The following is a 15,696-nucleotide window of genomic DNA, read 5'->3' on the forward strand; positions in this document are numbered from 1 at the left end:
CAGGGAGGGAAGTATGGAAAGGAAGTTCGCCTTCAAGGGCGCGGTTTGCGTCATTGCTGCTTCATTACTGTCTATCTCGCCAGGCGAGGCGCAGACCGCCGATTGGAAGCTGGCGACATTGCTGCCTGTCACGGGCCCCTACGCGAACTATGCGGTGGAGTTCAAGCTCGGGATGGAGATCGCAAGAGACGAGATCAATGCCGCCGGGGGCATTGCCGGCCGCAAGGTCGACCTCTCGGTTCTCGACACCCAGAGCAATAATGGCCAGGTGGTGAGCTTGATGCGCCAAGCCTGCCAGGACGCGTTCGCCGTTCTTGGCCCCAGCATGTCGAATGAGGCACAGGTCGCCTTTCCGATCGCCAACAAAATCGACTGCCCGGCGATCTCGTCATCGGCGGCTGCCAGCGGTCTGACGGACAAGAACCGGCCCTGGACTTTCACTTACGCCAGCCCGGCCTCGGTCATCACCCCGCAGGCGGTCGAATTGCTGGTCCAGAAGCTTAAGCCGACCCGAGCCGTGGTCGTCATCGACCGCGGCGACGCCGCCGCCAACGACCAAGGCACGGTTTCGCTGAACACGCTCAAAGCCAAGGCCGTTCCGACCGAAGTTTTGACCGTCAGCAGCACTGATCTTGAGTTCGGGCCGGTAGTCACGCGGATTGCGGGGCTCAACCCGGATCTGGTGATCTTGTCGACGACGGACAAAGGTGCCGTGGGCGTTATGAAGGAGATGAAGCGCACCCATTCAAAGGCTGCCATCCTCATCACGCAATCGGCCTTCACGCCGCTTGTCATGGCCGCCGGCCCGGAAGCGCTGGAAGGTGTTTATCGTTATACGGAGTTCGACCCGTCTTCGTCGGACGATCCGCGGGTCAAGCGCTTCGTCGAGACGTTCTCAAGTCGCAACAAGGGCAGGGCTCCGACGCAGCTCAGCACGCAGACCTATGACCTGGTCTTTCTGGTCAAGGCTTTGATCGAGAACGTGGCCGCCAGCGGCGCCGCGGACAAGCGCAATGCCGAGCGCCAGGCCTTTGCTGACAAGCTTGCTGCCCTGAAGGACTGGCAAAGCATCTCCGGGGCCATGTCGATCGCGCCTGGTGGTTACGCGATCAAGCCGGCCACGGTTCTGGTGTTCCGAGACGGGAAGCCGACGCGAGTCGCCAACTAGCGAGGCGTCTGCAGCGGGGGCGCTCAATGCGCTCCCGCTGCAAAACCGTCACCGTGCCGTCGTGTCGCGAACCGCGCCTCTGGCTGCGGACACACGCTGTGTTCTCGACTCCCCTTATCCAAGGCGCTCGGATGCAGATCTTTCTTCAACAAGTCGTCAACGGCCTGACGATCGGTGGAAGCTATGCCCTTGTGGCTGTGGGCTTCACGCTGATCTTCGGGGTCCTGCGGGTGGTCTATCTAGCCCACGGTGCCGTGCTCGTGAGCGGCGCGTATATCGGGCTTTTCGCCCTCCAGTGGTCCGGCAGCGTGCTGGTTGCGCTCATCCTCGGAAGTGCTGGAGCCGCAATTCTCGGTCTGGCCGTCGAACTCGTTGCGCTGCGCCCTGTCCGTGACCAGAACCATCTCATCGCGCTGGTGACCACGGTCTCGATCGCCACCATCATTCAAGAGATCCTGCGCCTCTCCGTTCAGCAGGGACAGCCGATCTCCTATCCGGACAGCATCGCGTCAACGCTCCTGAGAACCGAGTTCGGCGGCATAGCTCTCCACATTACCGTAGGGCAGGCGGTTGTCGTCCTGGTCGCGTGTGTTCTGGTCATTGCCCTGACCATCCTGATCCAGCGCAGTTGGCTGGGTCTTGCAATCAGGGCGGTCGCTGACGCCCCGCTGATCGCATCCCTGCTCGGGGTGAGGGTCAATGCGATTTCAGCTCAGACCGTCGCGTTAGCTTCTGCCTTTGCCGGCGTTGCCGGTGTGCTTCTCGGACTGACGATCCCGGCGATCGATCCGTATGTCGGGGAACACCTGCAGTTCAAGGCCTTGGCCATTGTGTTGTTCGGAGGGCTCGGGAGCATGCCCGGAGCCATCGTCGGCGGCCTGCTGCTTGGCTTAGTCGAGGCTATCGCTGCCGGGTATCTGGCGACCTCCTATCGCGACCTTTTCGCCTTCATGACCATGGTCGTGATCCTGTTCTTCCGTCCGGCCGGTCTCCTTGGCCAGAAGTCAGCGGAGCGCGTCTGACATGAGCCTGGGTGCCCTCGAAGCCTTCACGATCATCCAGTTGATCTATCTTATCGCGGCGCTCGGACATTATTTGCCGCTCTCCATGCGCCAGCTCGACGTTGGCATCGCCGGCTATTTCTCGATCGGCGCCTTTGTCAGCGCCTATCTCACGCGCGATTGTGACGTGGCCTTTCCGGTCGCGCTGGCTGCCGGTGCGCTGGCCGCTTCTTTCGGCGCCCTGATCGTCGATGCGCTGGCGACGCGCGTTCGGTTGACCGGCTTCGCCTATGCCATCTTCAGCCTGAGCTTCGCGGAATCGCTGCGCATCATCCTCAACAATGTCGAGGCTGTGGGTAGCTCGGGTGGCATGGTCGGCATTCCCTCGCACACCACCTTGGGCATGGTGGCCACGATCGCGGCGATTGTCGTGTTCGGCTTCTGGTGGCTGGACCGCAGCAGGCTCGGCCAGCTCAGGACGGCCATCGCCGATGACGAGTTCATCGTCCCCGTCTTCGGCGTGCGGCTGATCGCAACGAAGCTGACGATTTTCGCCCTGGGAGGCGGCCTTGGCGGCCTCGCGGGCGGTTTGTACGCGCATTATGTCCTGTTCATCCGGCCAGATGATTTCGGCTTTGCCCTCCTGATCGCCCTGCAGCTTCCGATCGTGTTTGGCGGGCTGGATCGCTTCTATGGTGCGGTTCTCGGGATCCTGGTGCTTGGCTATGCTCCCGAGCTCATTCGCGGGCTTGCCCAATATCGCTTGATCTTCGTTGCGGGCGTGACGCTGTGCGTCCTGCTCCTGAGGCCCTCCGGCCTGATTACCCACGCCACCATCGCCGCGGTGAAGGAACGGCTGCGCCGGTTGGCGGGGCGTGCCCCTGAGGCCGCGAGGACGGTGCCATGAGCATCGCTCACGTGAAATCAGCCGCTGTCGTTCCGGTCCTTGCGCTCCAGGATGTCCATGTTCGATTTGGCGGGGTGACGGCGCTCAGCAACGTCAGCCTGGAAATCCCGCCCGGCCCGGGCGTCAGCGCAATCATCGGCCCGAACGGGGCTGGCAAGACCACACTGTTCAACCTCCTGACCGGGATCGTCCAGCCTACGCAGGGGCTCATCCGTATTGCCGATCGCGACGTGACCGGAATTCGGCCCGATGAGATCTTTCGCGCGGGCGTATCCCGGACTTTCCAAGGCGTGCGCCTGTTCGCTCACCTGAGCGTCCTTGAGAATGTGGCCCTCGCTGCACGCTCGGCGCTTCCCCGCAACGCCCGCGCCTGGTTTTCGGGAGCGGCAGCGGCAGCGGCAGAGCAGCGCGCCAAGACCTGCCTGGAAACGGCTGGAGTCGATCCGCGGTTATGGTCCTTATGGCCGGACCGCCTGACCTTGCTTGAACAGCGTCTTGTCGAGATGGCGCGTGCGATGACTGCCAATCCTCTCGTCATGTTGCTGGATGAGCCGGCGGCCGGCCTCAACACGGCCGAGAAGCAGCGGCTTTGCGCGCTGTTCGAGACGCTCGCGGAAACCACCGGCTGCCGCGTCGTGGTGGTCGAACACGACATGAAGCTCGTCATGTCAGTCGCCAAGCGGATCTGGGTGATGAATTTCGGGCGGCTCCTGGCACAGGGCACGCCGGCGGAGATTCGAACAAACGAGGCCGTCATCGAAGCCTATCTCGGAGCACAGGCCCATCATGACTGAGAGCAATGCGACTTCCGAGGAGACTGTGCTTGCCGTGATCGGACTGCGCTGTGGCTATGGTCGCAGCGAAGTCATTCACGGCGTCGACCTCCGCGTCAGGAAAGGCGAGATCGCCTGCCTGATCGGCGCAAACGGCGCGGGCAAGACCACACTGATACGAGCCATCCTCGGCCTCGTGGCCGCCCGCGAGGGCTCGATCCGGTTTCGCGGCGAAGATGTCACCTCGCTGAGCACGGCCTCGAGGATCGAGCGGGGACTTGCCGTCGTCCCAGAGGGAAGGGGCGTCCTGCCTCGGCTTTCGGTCAATGACAACCTGCGCATGGGTGCTTACGTGCGCCGTCACGAAGCATCGTCAGGCGATGATATCGACCGCGTCTTTGCCATGTTCCCGATTTTGGCAGAAAGGCGCGAGCAGGTCGCCGGAACGCTCAGCGGTGGGGAGCAGCAGATGCTCGTCATTGGGCGGGCTCTGATGAGTCGGCCGCAGCTGCTGATCCTTGACGAGCCCTCATTCGGCCTGGCTCCGAAGATCGTGCAGTCGATTTTCGAAGTCATCGCCGGGCTGCGTGAGACAGGTCTCTCCATTCTTCTCGTCGAACAGAACGCCAGCATTGCTCTTCAGGTCGCCCAGCACGGCTTCGTGCTCGAATCCGGCTCCTGCCTGCTGGCGGCCGAAGCAGCGAAGCTGCGCGGCGACCCCATGGTTCGCGACATCTATCTCGGCTCGGGGTGAGCGCGAAGATCGTCCGTCACTGTCCAATTTCAGGATGCCCAATATGAACCCTGACAAAGGTGGCAAGCCCGTCGCCGTTATCCTCGACCCGATCCATCCCGCTGGGATCGAACGGCTCGGTCAGACCTTCGACCTCATCTTGCCAGCCGCGGCTGCGGACGATCCGCGGTGTAGCGAGGCCAGTGTCGCCGTCGTGCGGACCTTCCCGATTACCAAGGATTGGATCGATGCGCGGCCGAAGCTCCGCCTGATCGCCAAGCACGGTTCCGGCGTAGACAACATCGATATTCCCGGCGCGACACAACGAGGTGTCCTCGTTGCCAACACACCCGGTGGCACCAATTCGACCGCTGTGGCTGAGGGAGCGGTCACGCTCATGCTTGCGGTGTTGCGGCGCGTCCGGGAGATGGACGGCTCGATGCGCAGCGGAAACTTCGACCAACGCTGGTCGCTCGAGCTCGGGGATCTGACGGGCGGCACGCTTGGCCTGTTGGGCTTCGGCCAGATCGCCCGGTACGTCGCGAAGATCTGCGGGGCGGGCTTCGGGATGCAGGTCAGCGCCTACGATCCTTTCGTTTCAGCGGAGGAGATGAAGGACGTCGGCGTGCGCAAGGTCGAGGACCTGTTGGAGCTCATGCGCCATGACGTGGTCTCGGTCCATGTACCGCTGAGCGCGAAGACGCGGAATATCGTGGGCGCCGCTGAGTTGGCGGCGATGCCGGCCTCCTCGATCATCGTGAATACGGCGCGAGGCGGCTTGATCGACGAGGCGGCACTGGCCGATGCCCTCAGAGGCGGCCGCATTCGAGGCGCCGGCATCGATGTCTTCGAAGTCGAGCCGCCGCCTCGGGACAATCCCCTCTTGGCACTGCCGAACGTGGTGCTGAGTCCGCACGTCGCCGGGGTGACCAGCGGCAGCATGAAAGGGATGGCGCTGGCGGTCGCGGAGGTCGTCGAGACTGTCTTTGCCGGCGGGATTCCCGTCACCCTCCTCAACCGAGAAGCCTTGGGAGAAATGCGATGAAGCCTGTAATCTACACCCGAATTCCTGAGCCGGATCCCGATCTTGTCGCAGAGGCGGCAAAATTCGCGATCGCGGATTTGCATGAAGCGCTCGGACCGGTCGCCGGTCGCATGTCGCTCATGGGTCCCCGGATGCGGCCCTTGCTGCAGGGGAAGCGGATCAGCGGAGCGGCGGTGACCGGATACAATTATCCGGGCGACAACCTCATGATCCATGTCGCGCTCAACGTCGCGAAGCACGGCCAGATTCTTGTTCTGACCAACGGAGGCGGCAGCCAGGGCGCGCTGTGGGGCGATGTCGCCTGCACCTTCGCAGTGGAAAAGGGCATCGCTGGCGTCGTTGCAGACGGCGCGGTCCGTGATGTCGAGGCGCTGCGCGAGCTCGACTTTCCGGTCTGGGCGACCGCCATCTCGCCTGAGCATCCCGAGAAGCGGGGGCCTGGCTGCGTCAACGTGCCGGTCGTCGTCGATCGGGTCCTCGTTGAGCCAGGCGATGTCATCGTCGCGGATGATGACGGGGTGCTCGTGATCCCTCAGGCTCAATTGCGTCGAGCTGTCGAAGGCGCGCGCGAGCGGGCCAACAAGGAGATCGCCGTCCGGGAGAGGATCAAGTCAGGAGAATCTCTGTTCGAGATCCTCAACATGGCGGCGGCGGTGAAGGCGGCTGGCATCGAGCAGCACGACAAGACCTGGCGGGACGCCTAGTCCGCTCGGGGCCGGTGCAATCCGCTGCGGTTGCATCGGCCCTCAAATCGGCCACTTGGCGGGGAAATCACCCCGATAGCCCAAACGCTCAGATATCCGTCGCCCGGCTTCGAGTGCCAAGTCCTCGAACCTTGCACGCTCCGAGACGAGGCGAGTCGTCGGCCCCGCGATCGAGACCGCGCAAGCGATCTGTCCCGCGCTGTCAAAACCCGGGCTCGCGGCGGCAGCGGTGCCATCGATGATGCCGTTTGCATCCAGCACCACGCCCTGCTGCCGGATTTCCGGCAGAAGCGCGATGAGGGTATCCCGATCGGCGGTATCGTTGGTGAATTTTACGAAGGTCGTCTCGGCGATATAGCGCTGCTGGAATTCGAGCGGAAGGAAGGCCAGCAACGCCAGGCCAGCTGCGGCGCAGTAGAATGGGCGCCGATTTCCGATCCTGACCGTGAAGCGTTGCGGATGGTCGGCGTCGATGACATCGACATAGCTCAACTCTCGACCGTCTGGCGCGACAATCGCCAGGAGGATGGTCTCCTGGGTTTCCTCAGCCAGCCATTCGATCACGGGGCGAACGTGCGGAGCAAGTGAACTGGTCTGGTTAAGGCTCACGCCGAGGCGGAACGCCTGGAGCCCGAGCACATATCTCCCTGCACGTTGAGTAATGTACCCGCCTGCCTCAAGCGCCTTCAGAAGGCTAAAAGTACTTGTTTTTGGAAGGTCGAGTTTGACGGTAAGTTCCGTCAACGTTGAGCCGTCAGTGCTGCCCGCGATCATCTGAAGCAGCTCTAAAACCCGGAGCACCGATCGCGGGCCCGAATGCTGCTTTGCTGCATCAAATTCCTTAGGCATGCGTCCGTCGAAATCTATTTTGTGAAGGAAGATGAACCATATCGCAGAGGCCGCCGGGATGCCACCGGGCCCCATGGCGGTTTGAACGCATGTTTGAAGCGAGGCTGGAGCGGCCGGACAGGAACAAGCAATCGCTCAGCCTCAAAAAAGGAAAACGGCGCTTGCGGGAGATCCGCTCACGCCGTTCCGATAGCTGAGAAGCCAGCCGCTGCTTGCAGCAACTAGTCGAGAGTGATGTTGAGTTTGCTGATGACGGGGCCCCACTTGTCCCCCTCACGTGAAATGAAATCCTTGAACGCGACAGGTGCGTCTGCCTGGACGTCGGTGCCCTCTGCGGCGAAAGTTCCTCGCACAGAGGTCGTTGCCTTGATCGCGGCTGCCCGCAGTTTCTCAACCGTCTGGTCGGGTGTTCCCGCTGGAGCAAACAACCCGTTCCAAGCAGAGAACTCAGAGCCTGGGTAGCCGAGTTCGGCAATCGTCGCGATATCCGGCAAGACAGGCGACCGGACAGCTGACGTGACCGCCAACGCAACCAGTTCTCCGCTGACGACGAACGGCGCGAACGTGCTCACGCTGCCAAAAATCACATCCAGCCGGCCGCCCAGTATGTCAGATGAGGTATCCGCAATCGACTTGTAGGGGACATGAACAAGATTGATTCCGGCCTCGAGCTTCAGCAATTCCGCGCCGAGATGGGATGAGGAGCCGACGCCTCCCGATCCATAGTTAAGCGGCCGCTTTTCAGCCGCACGCGACTTCGCCAACGTAACGAACTCCGCAAGCGACTTCACGTTGAGCGATTTCGAAACCAGCACGAGATTGGGATATGAGACAAGGTTGATCACCGGGACAAAATCTTTGTCCGGGTCATACTTCAGTGTTTTGTAGATGAACTTGTTCATCAGAACCGTGCCTTGAGTTCCGATGACCAACGTTTTGCCGTCCGCCGGCGCCTTTTGCGCTCGAAGCGTTCCTACGATACCGCCGGCCCCCACGGCATTCTCAACAATAAATGGGCTGTTGAGCGCTGTTGCCATGCCGGCCGCGACGCGCCTTGCGAGGATATCCGACGCAGAGCCGGCCGAGTAAGGCACAATGATTGTGGTAGGTCTGTTATCCGCAGGTTGCCCCACTCCGACGGACGGTACGAAAACGAGGCCGAATGCCGCCGCGACAAGTGCGGCCTTAACTCGCATGAACAAAGCTGTTCCTCCCGATTTCGTTTGAAGATGCTTGTCAGGCCGCACAGTGATGACGTTGCGCGGCCAGCTTTGCGGTAGATCAGCTGCCGGAGATCTTAATGTTCAGCCCAGTCAATCGGCTGCGCTCCGTTAGAGTCCTTTGATCGGAGCTTCGTCTACCTTCACCGCCAAGCCGGCCAATTCCGGAGAGGCGGCAGGATAAAGGTCGATCACCTTTGGATCGTGCGCAGCGACGACGTGGTCGTCGCTGTCAGCGAGCTCTCGGATGCGTTCGTGAGACTTGATCATGTCCGCGACGTTGAAAACGATCGCAAATGGCACGCCTCTCGTCAGCTCTTCTTCGTAATGAAGAGCGTCGGAGGCGAGTACCACCCAGCCACGCTTCGTGCGAACCCGGACAACCTCTTGTCCGGCCGTGTGACCGCCGACCCAATGAACAGAAATGCCGTCGGCAACCTGGAAGTCTCGCCCGTGAAGCTTCAGCCGTCCGCTGTGCAGATAACCGAGAAATTTCTGAATCTCGTCGACCTCATAGGCGTGCCGAAAGAACGGCGTTTCCATATACGGCCCGGTCACATGCGCCATCTCTTCTTGCTGGAGCAGGAACTTGGCGTTCGGATAGGCCTCGGTGTGACCCGTGTGGTCGTAATGCAGGTGAGTCATGATCACGGTTTCGACGGAGGCCGGTTCGACGCCGAGCTTCTTCAACGTTTCGACCGGGCTCGCGATGAACTGATGCCCGTGGCGCGCGGCTTTTTCCGGCGCCATGCCGGTGTCAACGACGAAAGCCTTGCCATCGCCGATGATCACCCAGCAGAAGAAGTCCATGGTGAGGGGCGCCAGCGGATCGGCGTCCTTGATGAAGTTATGACCGCGGGTGCGATTGGGGTTCGTTGCGTACTTGATCGCATAGACGTCATAGGTCGGTGCGGCTTGGCGCGTGGTCATTGGCATATCCCTCAGTGCGATACAGCAGCCCCGGCGGCCGTCTCTTCGGACGGCGAGCCGAAATAGGCTGAGATGATGTTCTGGTAGGCTTCGGGCGTCCGCAGGTCCGCGGCATTGTGGTGCCCGACGATCCTGCCATTGCGCATGAAGCTAGCGGCCTGGGCCACTTTCAAAGTGAGCCGATAGTTTTGCTCAACCAGCACGACCGTGAGCGCAAATTGCTTCTGCAGCTCGCCCAACTGGTTGAAAACGCGCTTCACCAGGAGCGGCGAGAGCCCCAGCGACGGCTCGTCCAGGAGAAGCAACTCGGGGCCGGACATGAGCGCGCGCCCGATCGCGAGCATCTGCTGCTGACCGCCGCTGAGTTGCCAGGCGGGAGAGGTGAGCCGTTCCCGGATCTCGGGGAACAGCTCCAGGACGAGTTCGCGACGCTGGCGCACCACGGCCCGCTCAACGTGGAGCCCGCCGAGCAGGAGGTTCTCGTCGACACTGAGGCTCGTGACGATCGCGCGCCCCTCGGGGACGTAGGAGATGCCACCCCTGACGCGCGTCCGGGCTGTTTCGCTCGTGACGTCCTTGCCCTTGTAAACAATGCGCCCGGAATAGGCTGGCATCAGCCCGGCGATGCATTTGAGGAGCGTGGATTTGCCGGCGCCGTTCGCGCCGAGAAGCGCGAAGACGCTACCGGTTTCGACACGCAGGTTCACCTGCTCGATGGCCGGGCTTCCGTGATAGCCGGCGGACAGGTTCTCGACGAGCAGCATGTCAGTCATCTGCTGCCCCCAAATACACCTCGGCCACCAGCGGGTTCGCCTGGACTTCCGCAGGCGACCCGGCAGCGATCAGGGACCCGAAGTTCAGGACATTGATGACGTCGCAAATCTGCATGATCAAATCCATGTCGTGCTCGACGACGATCATGACCAGATCGCTCGATGCGATCTGTCGAAGCGTGTGGACCAGGTCCTTCGTTTCCGAGGAATTCAGGCCTGCCGCAGGCTCGTCGAGGAGTAGGGCACGCGGCCGGCCAACCATCGCTCGCGCCAGTTCCACGAGCCGCAGGGTTCCGGGCGCGACGCCGCCGGCGGGAATGTCGGCCAGATGGCTCAGACCAACGAGCGAGAGAGCCTCGATCGCCTTGTGCCGGCTCTCCTCGCGATCGCTCCAGGCGCTCGGCAAGGGAAGCAGCGCGTCGGCCAGGCCGCTCGTCCGGCAGGCATGGAGGCCGAACTGAACATTCTCCGCGACGCTCAGTTCCGGAGAAAGAGCGACATGTTGGAAGGTGCGCGCGATCCCCAGGCGGGCGCGGCGCGAGGCCGAGACGCCTTTCAGTTCGCGACCGTCGAGAGAGATATCGCCGGAACTGGGGCGATAGAGCCCGGTGAGGCAGTTGAAGAAGCTGGTCTTGCCGGCACCGTTCGGGCCGATGAGGCCGGTGATCGCGCCGGGGCCAAACGAAACGCTGACGTTCTTGAGTACCTGAATACCGCCAAAGGCCAGATTGACGTCCTTGGCGACCAGCCCCGCTCCACGATTAGCCATGTCCATTGCGGGCCTGCTTTCGCCGAATGGCTGCTCGAATGTGGGGTAGGGCGATGTTGAAGATGTAGATGACCACGAAGAGCGTGAAGCCGTAGATGATCTCGACGAGCTCGCCGTAATCCGAGAGCAGTTGCGGAAGGACGGTGATGAACAGCCCGCCAAAGAAAGCCGCGGCCGGCTTGGTGGAATACAGGCAGACGACGGAGCCAACGAGCAGATAGACCGAAGACCAGAAGGTGAAGCTGTTTGGCGACACCGTCGAGGACGCGAACGCGAGGACGCTGCCGCCGAAGCCGGCGATGCCGGCGCTGAGCGCAAAGACCAGAAGCCTGACGGAAGCGAGGGGCATCCCGAATGCCTCCGCGGCCTTGGCATGGTGGCGGGCCGTCAGCAGGGCAATTCCGAACCGGGAATGCCGGAAGCGGGCCAGGGCGACGACCACGATGCCGAAGCCGGCCAGCGCGACGTAGAACTGTTGAAGACCGTCAGGCACGCCGGCGACGAGATCCGGCTTGACGTTCATGCCCTCAAATCCGCCGGTGATGTCGGTCCAGTGGAGGAGCAGCTCCGGAACGCAGAGCCCGAGAGCCAGCGTCGCCACGCTGAGATAGACCCCCGACAGCCTGCGAGAAGGCCAGGCGAAAGCCAGTCCCATCAGGCACCCCAGCAGTGCGCCGATGGCTGCGCCGATCGGGAACGGAATCCCGAGCCTGACTTGCAGGATCGCAACGGCGTAGGCGCCGACGGCAATGAAGAAGTTCTGGCCGATCGAGACTTCGCCCGCGTAGCGAATGAGGACGCTCACGGAGAGAACCCCGATCGCGTTCGCAAGCGATAGTGCAAAAATATAGGTCCAGAAACTGGGAGCAACCCACGGGACGACGAGCAGCAGCAGGAGCAGCGCCGTGTCGAGCGATCGAGCCAGTTTGTCGCCAAATCCTGAATTCAGCGTCGAGCCAGCCGGGCTGGAGAGTGTGCGATCAGACACGGCCACCAATCCTGCGAGAGAGAATGCCGCCAGGAAAAATCGTCAGAGACGTGAAGATGAAGACCAGAAGGAAGGTGTTCATGAACTCCGGGGCCACGTAAAAGGCGAACAGGTTCGTCGCGATGCCGACCAGAATCCCGCCAATGATGCTGCCAGGCAGGCTATCGAAGCCACCGATCACCGTCGCCGCAAAAGCCTGAAGCATGAAAGTCGTGACCGTCGTCGAGCTCAGGAAGGTGGTCGGGACGATGAGCACTGCGGCGATGACGCCCAGGATTGCCGATGCGATCCAGGCGAAGAGATGGACGCGCCGGATGCTGAGACCACAGACCTCTGCCGCGAAGGCGTGGGTCGACACCGTCCTGAAGGCGATGCCCAGCCGGGTCCGGTCGATGAGCAGGAAGAGGAATACAACGATGAATGTGGCAACCCCCAGGATAACCAGCTCATAAAGCGTGATCCTGAACCCGAGAACCTGCATCGACCAGGACGGCAGAGGCAGATCGAGATTGACGATGTTGGCTCCAAAGAGGCTGAGGATCAGCCCCTGCAGCATGAGCCCGAGTCCGAGCGTCGCGATGGTCGCCGTCGTGCCTTCTTTCGTGATCAGGGGCGCGATCGCAAAATAGGCAATGGTGGCAAGCCCCACTGCAGTGATCAGCGCCACCAACACGCCGGCAAGCCACGGCCATTCCAGGCCGCTTGTGATCATGTAGACAATGAAGGCACAGAACCCCGCCATGCTTCCATGCGCGAAGTTCACCATGTGCGAACTCTTGAATACCATCACCAGCCCGAGTGACGCGATCGCGTACAGCAAGCCGGTGATGGCGCCCTGCCAAATCAGAGGAAGCATGTAATTCAGCCCGGGTTCGCGTTGAAAACGACATCCGGGTACGGGGTGTAATCACGGATAGAGACGTACTTGCCACCCTTCGCCTGAATGATCGTTTCCTGGCGAATACCGCGGTGATCTTCCTTCGAGAAAGTAACGGTCTTGACCCCGCCCACTTTCTCGTTGGTGATCGAATTCAGGGCTTCGACCAGGCTTTCGCGAGTCAGCGGTGCTTTCGCGCTCAGCATCTTTTCAAAGGCCACGCGGAACAGTGCCGCGCTCGTCCAGCCGTTGAGCCCGAAAATCCCGATCGGGTCGCGCGGATAGTATTTCTGCAGCGCCGAGCGGTACTGCTGGACCGATTCATCATCTGAATCGACGGGAAGAAGCCAGGACGAGAAATAGACGCCGTCGAGAAGCGACTTGGCCAGGCTGTAGGTGGCCGGATCAGCCGTGAAGAATGGCGCGATCCACTCGGCTTTGAAGCCCTGCTTGTCAGCCGCCCTCAAGGCGCCGGCAAGATTGGCGTTCGAACCGAACAGGATCACGACGTCGGCATTGGCTTCGGCCGCGCGCCGGACGTGCGGAGAGAAGTCGGCCGTCGAGTAGTCGAATGACGTCGCGACAGCCGTCTCAAGCTTTTGCGACGAGAGGTAGAGATCGATACCGCGCTTGGCGCCGCGACCCACCTCGTCGTTCACCCAAAGCAGGGCGACTTTCTTCTTCTTGAGATCATTGATCGCAAATTCTGCGCTGGCGGAGCCGGACAGGGCGTAGTCGGGAAGAAGCGGGAAGAAATTCGGCTCGGCGACCAGCTTGGGCGATCCGCCGACCGGCGATACGACCGGGATATTGACCGATTTGGCATAGGGAATGACGGCGATGTTCTGCGCCGTTCCAATGCTGGCAACCAGGGCGAATACCTTGTCGTCCTCGACGAGGCGCCGGGCCGCTGCCACGCTCCGGGAGGGCTCATAACCATCGTCCTTCAGGATGTAGTTGATCTTCCATCCCTGGATTCCGCCGTTGTCGTTCAGATACTTGAAATAGGCATCCGCGCCGTGAGAGATCAGTCCGTAAAATGGGACAGGGCCGGTTACCGGGGTGAAGGCTCCAACCGTGATCGTCTTGGAGGCCGCGTCGATTCCCGGAGTCGCGTCCTGAGCGAAAGCGCCCGAGGAGGGAAGAGCCAGCGCGCTGCCGACGGCGGCGGCATAGCCCAGCACAGAGCGGCGAGTCAGGTCCGTGGGCTCGTTCTGATGCGAACGCGCAGTAAAGTTCTCTGGATTCTTGGTATTCACTTGTTCCTCCCATGTTTTAAGCCGATTTGCTTTTATTGTTTCGGCTGATACAGACCCGAGCAGGGTGCTTGGACTGTTTTCGAGTGAATTTTACGGAAGTAGTTTCCCCGGGTTGAACAGGCCGGTGGGATCAAGAACGCTTTTGATCGACTGCATCATCCGGATTTCAAGCGGATCCTTGTAGTGAGCCAATTCGCTGCGCCGCAGCTGGCCCACGCCGTGTTCTGCCGTGATCGAGCCACCGAGCTTCACGGTGATGTCGTGAGTGACGCGATTGATGTCGCCGAGCCGTCCTGCCCAAGCCTCGGCCGGCTCCCCGTCAGCCTGGACAGGGTTGAAATGGATGTTGCCATCGCCGATGTGCCCGAAGGCGAACGAACGAATGCCGGGGTAAAGCTTGGATAGTCTTACCTGCGCTTCTTCGATGAAGGCGGGAACTTTGGAAACCGGAACAGAAATATCGTGCTTGAACGACACGCCTTCGTGCCGGTGTGCTTCGCCGATCGACTCGCGCAAATGCCACAAGGCATGAGCCTGAGCTCCTGAAGACGCGATCGCGCCATCAAGAACCACGCCGTCCTGGTAAGCCTGTTCGAAGAGCGATCCCAGCCGGTCTTCCAGATCGGTCTCGGGGTCGAGTGAATCCACTTCAAGCAGCACGTACCACGGATATTTCGCCTGCAGCGGATCGACGATGTCGGGAATTCTGCGGATTGTAACGTCAATGCAAATGCGTTCGATCAGCTCGCAAGCGGTCAGCTGGCCGCCGAAGGCTTCCTTGACTTTGCGAAACCACGATATCGCCTCCGCCGGGCTCTTGACCGCGACGATCGCCGTAGCCGAGCGCGCGGGGAGCATTGAGAGCTTGAGCGCCGCAGCTGTGATGACTCCAAGCGTGCCTTCTGAACCAATGAAGAGCTGCTTGAGGTCGTAGCCGGAATTGTCTTTGCGAAGCAGCTTGAGCGAACTCCAAAGCTCTCCGGTGGCGGTAACGACCTCCAGGCCGGCGACCATATTGCGCATCGGGCCATACCGGAGGGCGTTAATCCCGCCGGCGTTGGTGGCGATGTTGCCACCGATCATGCAACTGCCCTGAGCTCCCAGCGAAAGCGGAAACAATCGCCCGACATTCGCGGCAGCGGCCTTAACATCGTTCAAAACACAGCCGGCTTCTGCGATGAGCATATCGTCATCGACATCGATCTCGCGGATTCGGTTCATCCGGCGCAGAGAGAGCAGGACCTCGGTGCCGCCAGCCCGGCAGAGTGCGGCGCCGGTTACACCGGTGTTTCCACCTTGAGGAACAATCGGAAAGCCTAGACTGCGGCAAATCTGGACGACGGCCTGGACCTCGCCAGTGGTCGCGGGTTGCACCGCAAGAGCGGGTTCAGACGTCCATTTGTCGCGCCACGGCCTGGTCATGCTCTCAAGCTGACCTGGATCCTCGACGATGCCCTTTGGTCCGAGCGTTTCCTGAAGCTGACCCTTAAGTCGGGCCACGTTATCGCGGTGCATCTGTATTCACCTCGTGATTTTTCTATTCAAAACAGAATTTTGTTCGATGTCAATGCCGAGCTAGGCAGCTCGGTCCGAGAAGCTTTTTCGTTTCAGATCGCCTTGAGGCACTGACCTCGTGTGCCGGCCCGGTTCGAAGCGGGAGGCGTGAAAGGCGCATTGTTTTCCGGGGCGCCAGTTACGCG

Annotated in this window: 16 protein-coding genes; 7 read left to right on the top strand and 9 right to left on the bottom strand. The window is 61.4% G+C overall.

The window, feature by feature from the left end; all coding sequences use genetic code 11:
- Positions 1-13: 13 nt before the first annotated feature.
- The 7 genes from AC1DNE_RS04340 to AC1DNE_RS04370 all read left to right on the top strand — a co-directional run bounded on the left by AC1DNE_RS04340 (position 14) and on the right by AC1DNE_RS04370 (position 6,331).
- Positions 14-1,168, top strand: coding sequence for an ABC transporter substrate-binding protein (locus tag AC1DNE_RS04340; protein WP_476766199.1), 1,155 nt, complete (start codon positions 14-16; stop codon positions 1,166-1,168).
- A 131-nt stretch (positions 1,169-1,299) separates the two neighbouring features.
- On the top strand, positions 1,300-2,190 hold the full coding sequence (locus AC1DNE_RS04345) for a branched-chain amino acid ABC transporter permease (RefSeq protein WP_476766198.1): 891 nt from the start codon (positions 1,300-1,302) through the stop codon (positions 2,188-2,190).
- 1 nt (position 2,191) lies between these two features.
- Positions 2,192-3,076: a branched-chain amino acid ABC transporter permease gene (locus tag AC1DNE_RS04350; RefSeq protein WP_476766197.1), complete on the top strand. Its 885-nt coding sequence runs from the start codon at positions 2,192-2,194 to the stop codon at positions 3,074-3,076.
- 74 nt (positions 3,077-3,150) lie between these two features.
- Complete coding sequence (locus tag AC1DNE_RS04355; protein WP_476766196.1) at positions 3,151-3,870, top strand: ABC transporter ATP-binding protein; 720 nt, start codon at positions 3,151-3,153, stop codon at positions 3,868-3,870.
- Positions 3,871-3,895: 25 nt separating this feature from the next.
- Complete coding sequence (locus AC1DNE_RS04360; protein WP_476766195.1) at positions 3,896-4,603, top strand: ABC transporter ATP-binding protein; 708 nt, start codon at positions 3,896-3,898, stop codon at positions 4,601-4,603.
- A gap of 34 nt (positions 4,604-4,637) precedes the next feature.
- Positions 4,638-5,627: an NAD(P)-dependent oxidoreductase gene (locus tag AC1DNE_RS04365; protein WP_476840921.1), complete on the top strand. Its 990-nt coding sequence runs from the start codon at positions 4,638-4,640 to the stop codon at positions 5,625-5,627.
- Positions 5,624-6,331, top strand: coding sequence for a 4-carboxy-4-hydroxy-2-oxoadipate aldolase/oxaloacetate decarboxylase (locus tag AC1DNE_RS04370; protein ID WP_476766193.1), 708 nt, complete (start codon positions 5,624-5,626; stop codon positions 6,329-6,331). The genes AC1DNE_RS04365 and AC1DNE_RS04370 overlap by 4 nt, the downstream gene beginning before the upstream one ends.
- A gap of 42 nt (positions 6,332-6,373) precedes the next feature.
- Here AC1DNE_RS04370 and AC1DNE_RS04375 read toward each other — a convergent pair whose 3' ends face one another.
- From AC1DNE_RS04375 to AC1DNE_RS04415, 9 genes are all read right to left on the bottom strand, one after another.
- Positions 6,374-7,180 (bottom strand): IclR family transcriptional regulator, encoded by an 807-nt coding sequence (locus AC1DNE_RS04375; RefSeq protein ID WP_476766192.1) that lies wholly within the window; start codon positions 7,178-7,180, stop codon positions 6,374-6,376.
- A 221-nt stretch (positions 7,181-7,401) separates the two neighbouring features.
- A complete protein-coding gene (locus tag AC1DNE_RS04380) occupies positions 7,402-8,376 on the bottom strand; it encodes a Bug family tripartite tricarboxylate transporter substrate binding protein (protein WP_476766191.1) in 975 nt (324 codons plus the stop codon).
- Between the two features lie 135 nt (positions 8,377-8,511).
- The gene (locus tag AC1DNE_RS04385) at positions 8,512-9,330 is read right to left on the bottom strand and encodes an N-acyl homoserine lactonase family protein (protein WP_476766190.1); all 819 of its coding nucleotides are present in this window, start codon (positions 9,328-9,330) and stop codon (positions 8,512-8,514) included.
- An 11-nt stretch (positions 9,331-9,341) separates the two neighbouring features.
- A complete protein-coding gene (locus tag AC1DNE_RS04390; RefSeq protein ID WP_476766189.1) occupies positions 9,342-10,094 on the bottom strand; it encodes an ABC transporter ATP-binding protein in 753 nt (250 codons plus the stop codon).
- A gap of 1 nt (position 10,095) precedes the next feature.
- The gene (locus AC1DNE_RS04395; RefSeq protein WP_476766188.1) at positions 10,096-10,872 is read right to left on the bottom strand and encodes an ABC transporter ATP-binding protein; all 777 of its coding nucleotides are present in this window, start codon (positions 10,870-10,872) and stop codon (positions 10,096-10,098) included.
- The gene (locus AC1DNE_RS04400; RefSeq protein WP_476766187.1) at positions 10,865-11,860 is read right to left on the bottom strand and encodes a branched-chain amino acid ABC transporter permease; all 996 of its coding nucleotides are present in this window, start codon (positions 11,858-11,860) and stop codon (positions 10,865-10,867) included. Before AC1DNE_RS04400 ends, AC1DNE_RS04395 begins: the two co-directional genes overlap by 8 nt.
- Positions 11,853-12,716, bottom strand: coding sequence for a branched-chain amino acid ABC transporter permease (locus AC1DNE_RS04405; RefSeq protein ID WP_476766186.1), 864 nt, complete (start codon positions 12,714-12,716; stop codon positions 11,853-11,855). The genes AC1DNE_RS04400 and AC1DNE_RS04405 overlap by 8 nt, the downstream gene beginning before the upstream one ends.
- Positions 12,717-12,721: 5 nt before the next feature.
- On the bottom strand, positions 12,722-13,996 hold the full coding sequence (locus tag AC1DNE_RS04410; protein ID WP_476766185.1) for an ABC transporter substrate-binding protein: 1,275 nt from the start codon (positions 13,994-13,996) through the stop codon (positions 12,722-12,724).
- A 90-nt stretch (positions 13,997-14,086) separates the two neighbouring features.
- Positions 14,087-15,511: an FAD-binding oxidoreductase gene (locus tag AC1DNE_RS04415; RefSeq protein ID WP_476766184.1), complete on the bottom strand. Its 1,425-nt coding sequence runs from the start codon at positions 15,509-15,511 to the stop codon at positions 14,087-14,089.
- Positions 15,512-15,696: the final 185 nt, after the last annotated feature.

It is taken from the genome of Allobosea sp. 05L423, assembly GCF_056397745.1.

Bases quoted from the DNA above. Each gene is read 5' to 3' on its own strand.
- AC1DNE_RS04340 (WP_476766199.1), top strand. From the start codon at position 14: ATGGAAAGGAAGTTCGCCTTCAAGGGCGCGGTTTGCGTCATTGCTGCT.
- AC1DNE_RS04345 (WP_476766198.1), top strand. From the start codon at position 1,300: ATGCAGATCTTTCTTCAACAAGTCGTCAACGGCCTGACGATCGGTGGA.
- AC1DNE_RS04350 (WP_476766197.1), top strand. From the start codon at position 2,192: ATGAGCCTGGGTGCCCTCGAAGCCTTCACGATCATCCAGTTGATCTAT.
- AC1DNE_RS04365 (WP_476840921.1), top strand. From the start codon at position 4,638: ATGCCCAATATGAACCCTGACAAAGGTGGCAAGCCCGTCGCCGTTATC.
- AC1DNE_RS04370 (WP_476766193.1), top strand. From the start codon at position 5,624: ATGAAGCCTGTAATCTACACCCGAATTCCTGAGCCGGATCCCGATCTT.
- AC1DNE_RS04375 (WP_476766192.1), bottom strand. From the start codon at position 7,180: ATGCCTAAGGAATTTGATGCAGCAAAGCAGCATTCGGGCCCGCGATCG.
- AC1DNE_RS04380 (WP_476766191.1), bottom strand. From the start codon at position 8,376: ATGCGAGTTAAGGCCGCACTTGTCGCGGCGGCATTCGGCCTCGTTTTC.
- AC1DNE_RS04385 (WP_476766190.1), bottom strand. From the start codon at position 9,330: ATGACCACGCGCCAAGCCGCACCGACCTATGACGTCTATGCGATCAAG.
- AC1DNE_RS04390 (WP_476766189.1), bottom strand. From the start codon at position 10,094: ATGCTGCTCGTCGAGAACCTGTCCGCCGGCTATCACGGAAGCCCGGCC.
- AC1DNE_RS04395 (WP_476766188.1), bottom strand. From the start codon at position 10,872: ATGGCTAATCGTGGAGCGGGGCTGGTCGCCAAGGACGTCAATCTGGCC.
- AC1DNE_RS04405 (WP_476766186.1), bottom strand. From the start codon at position 12,716: ATGCTTCCTCTGATTTGGCAGGGCGCCATCACCGGCTTGCTGTACGCG.
- AC1DNE_RS04415 (WP_476766184.1), bottom strand. From the start codon at position 15,511: ATGCACCGCGATAACGTGGCCCGACTTAAGGGTCAGCTTCAGGAAACG.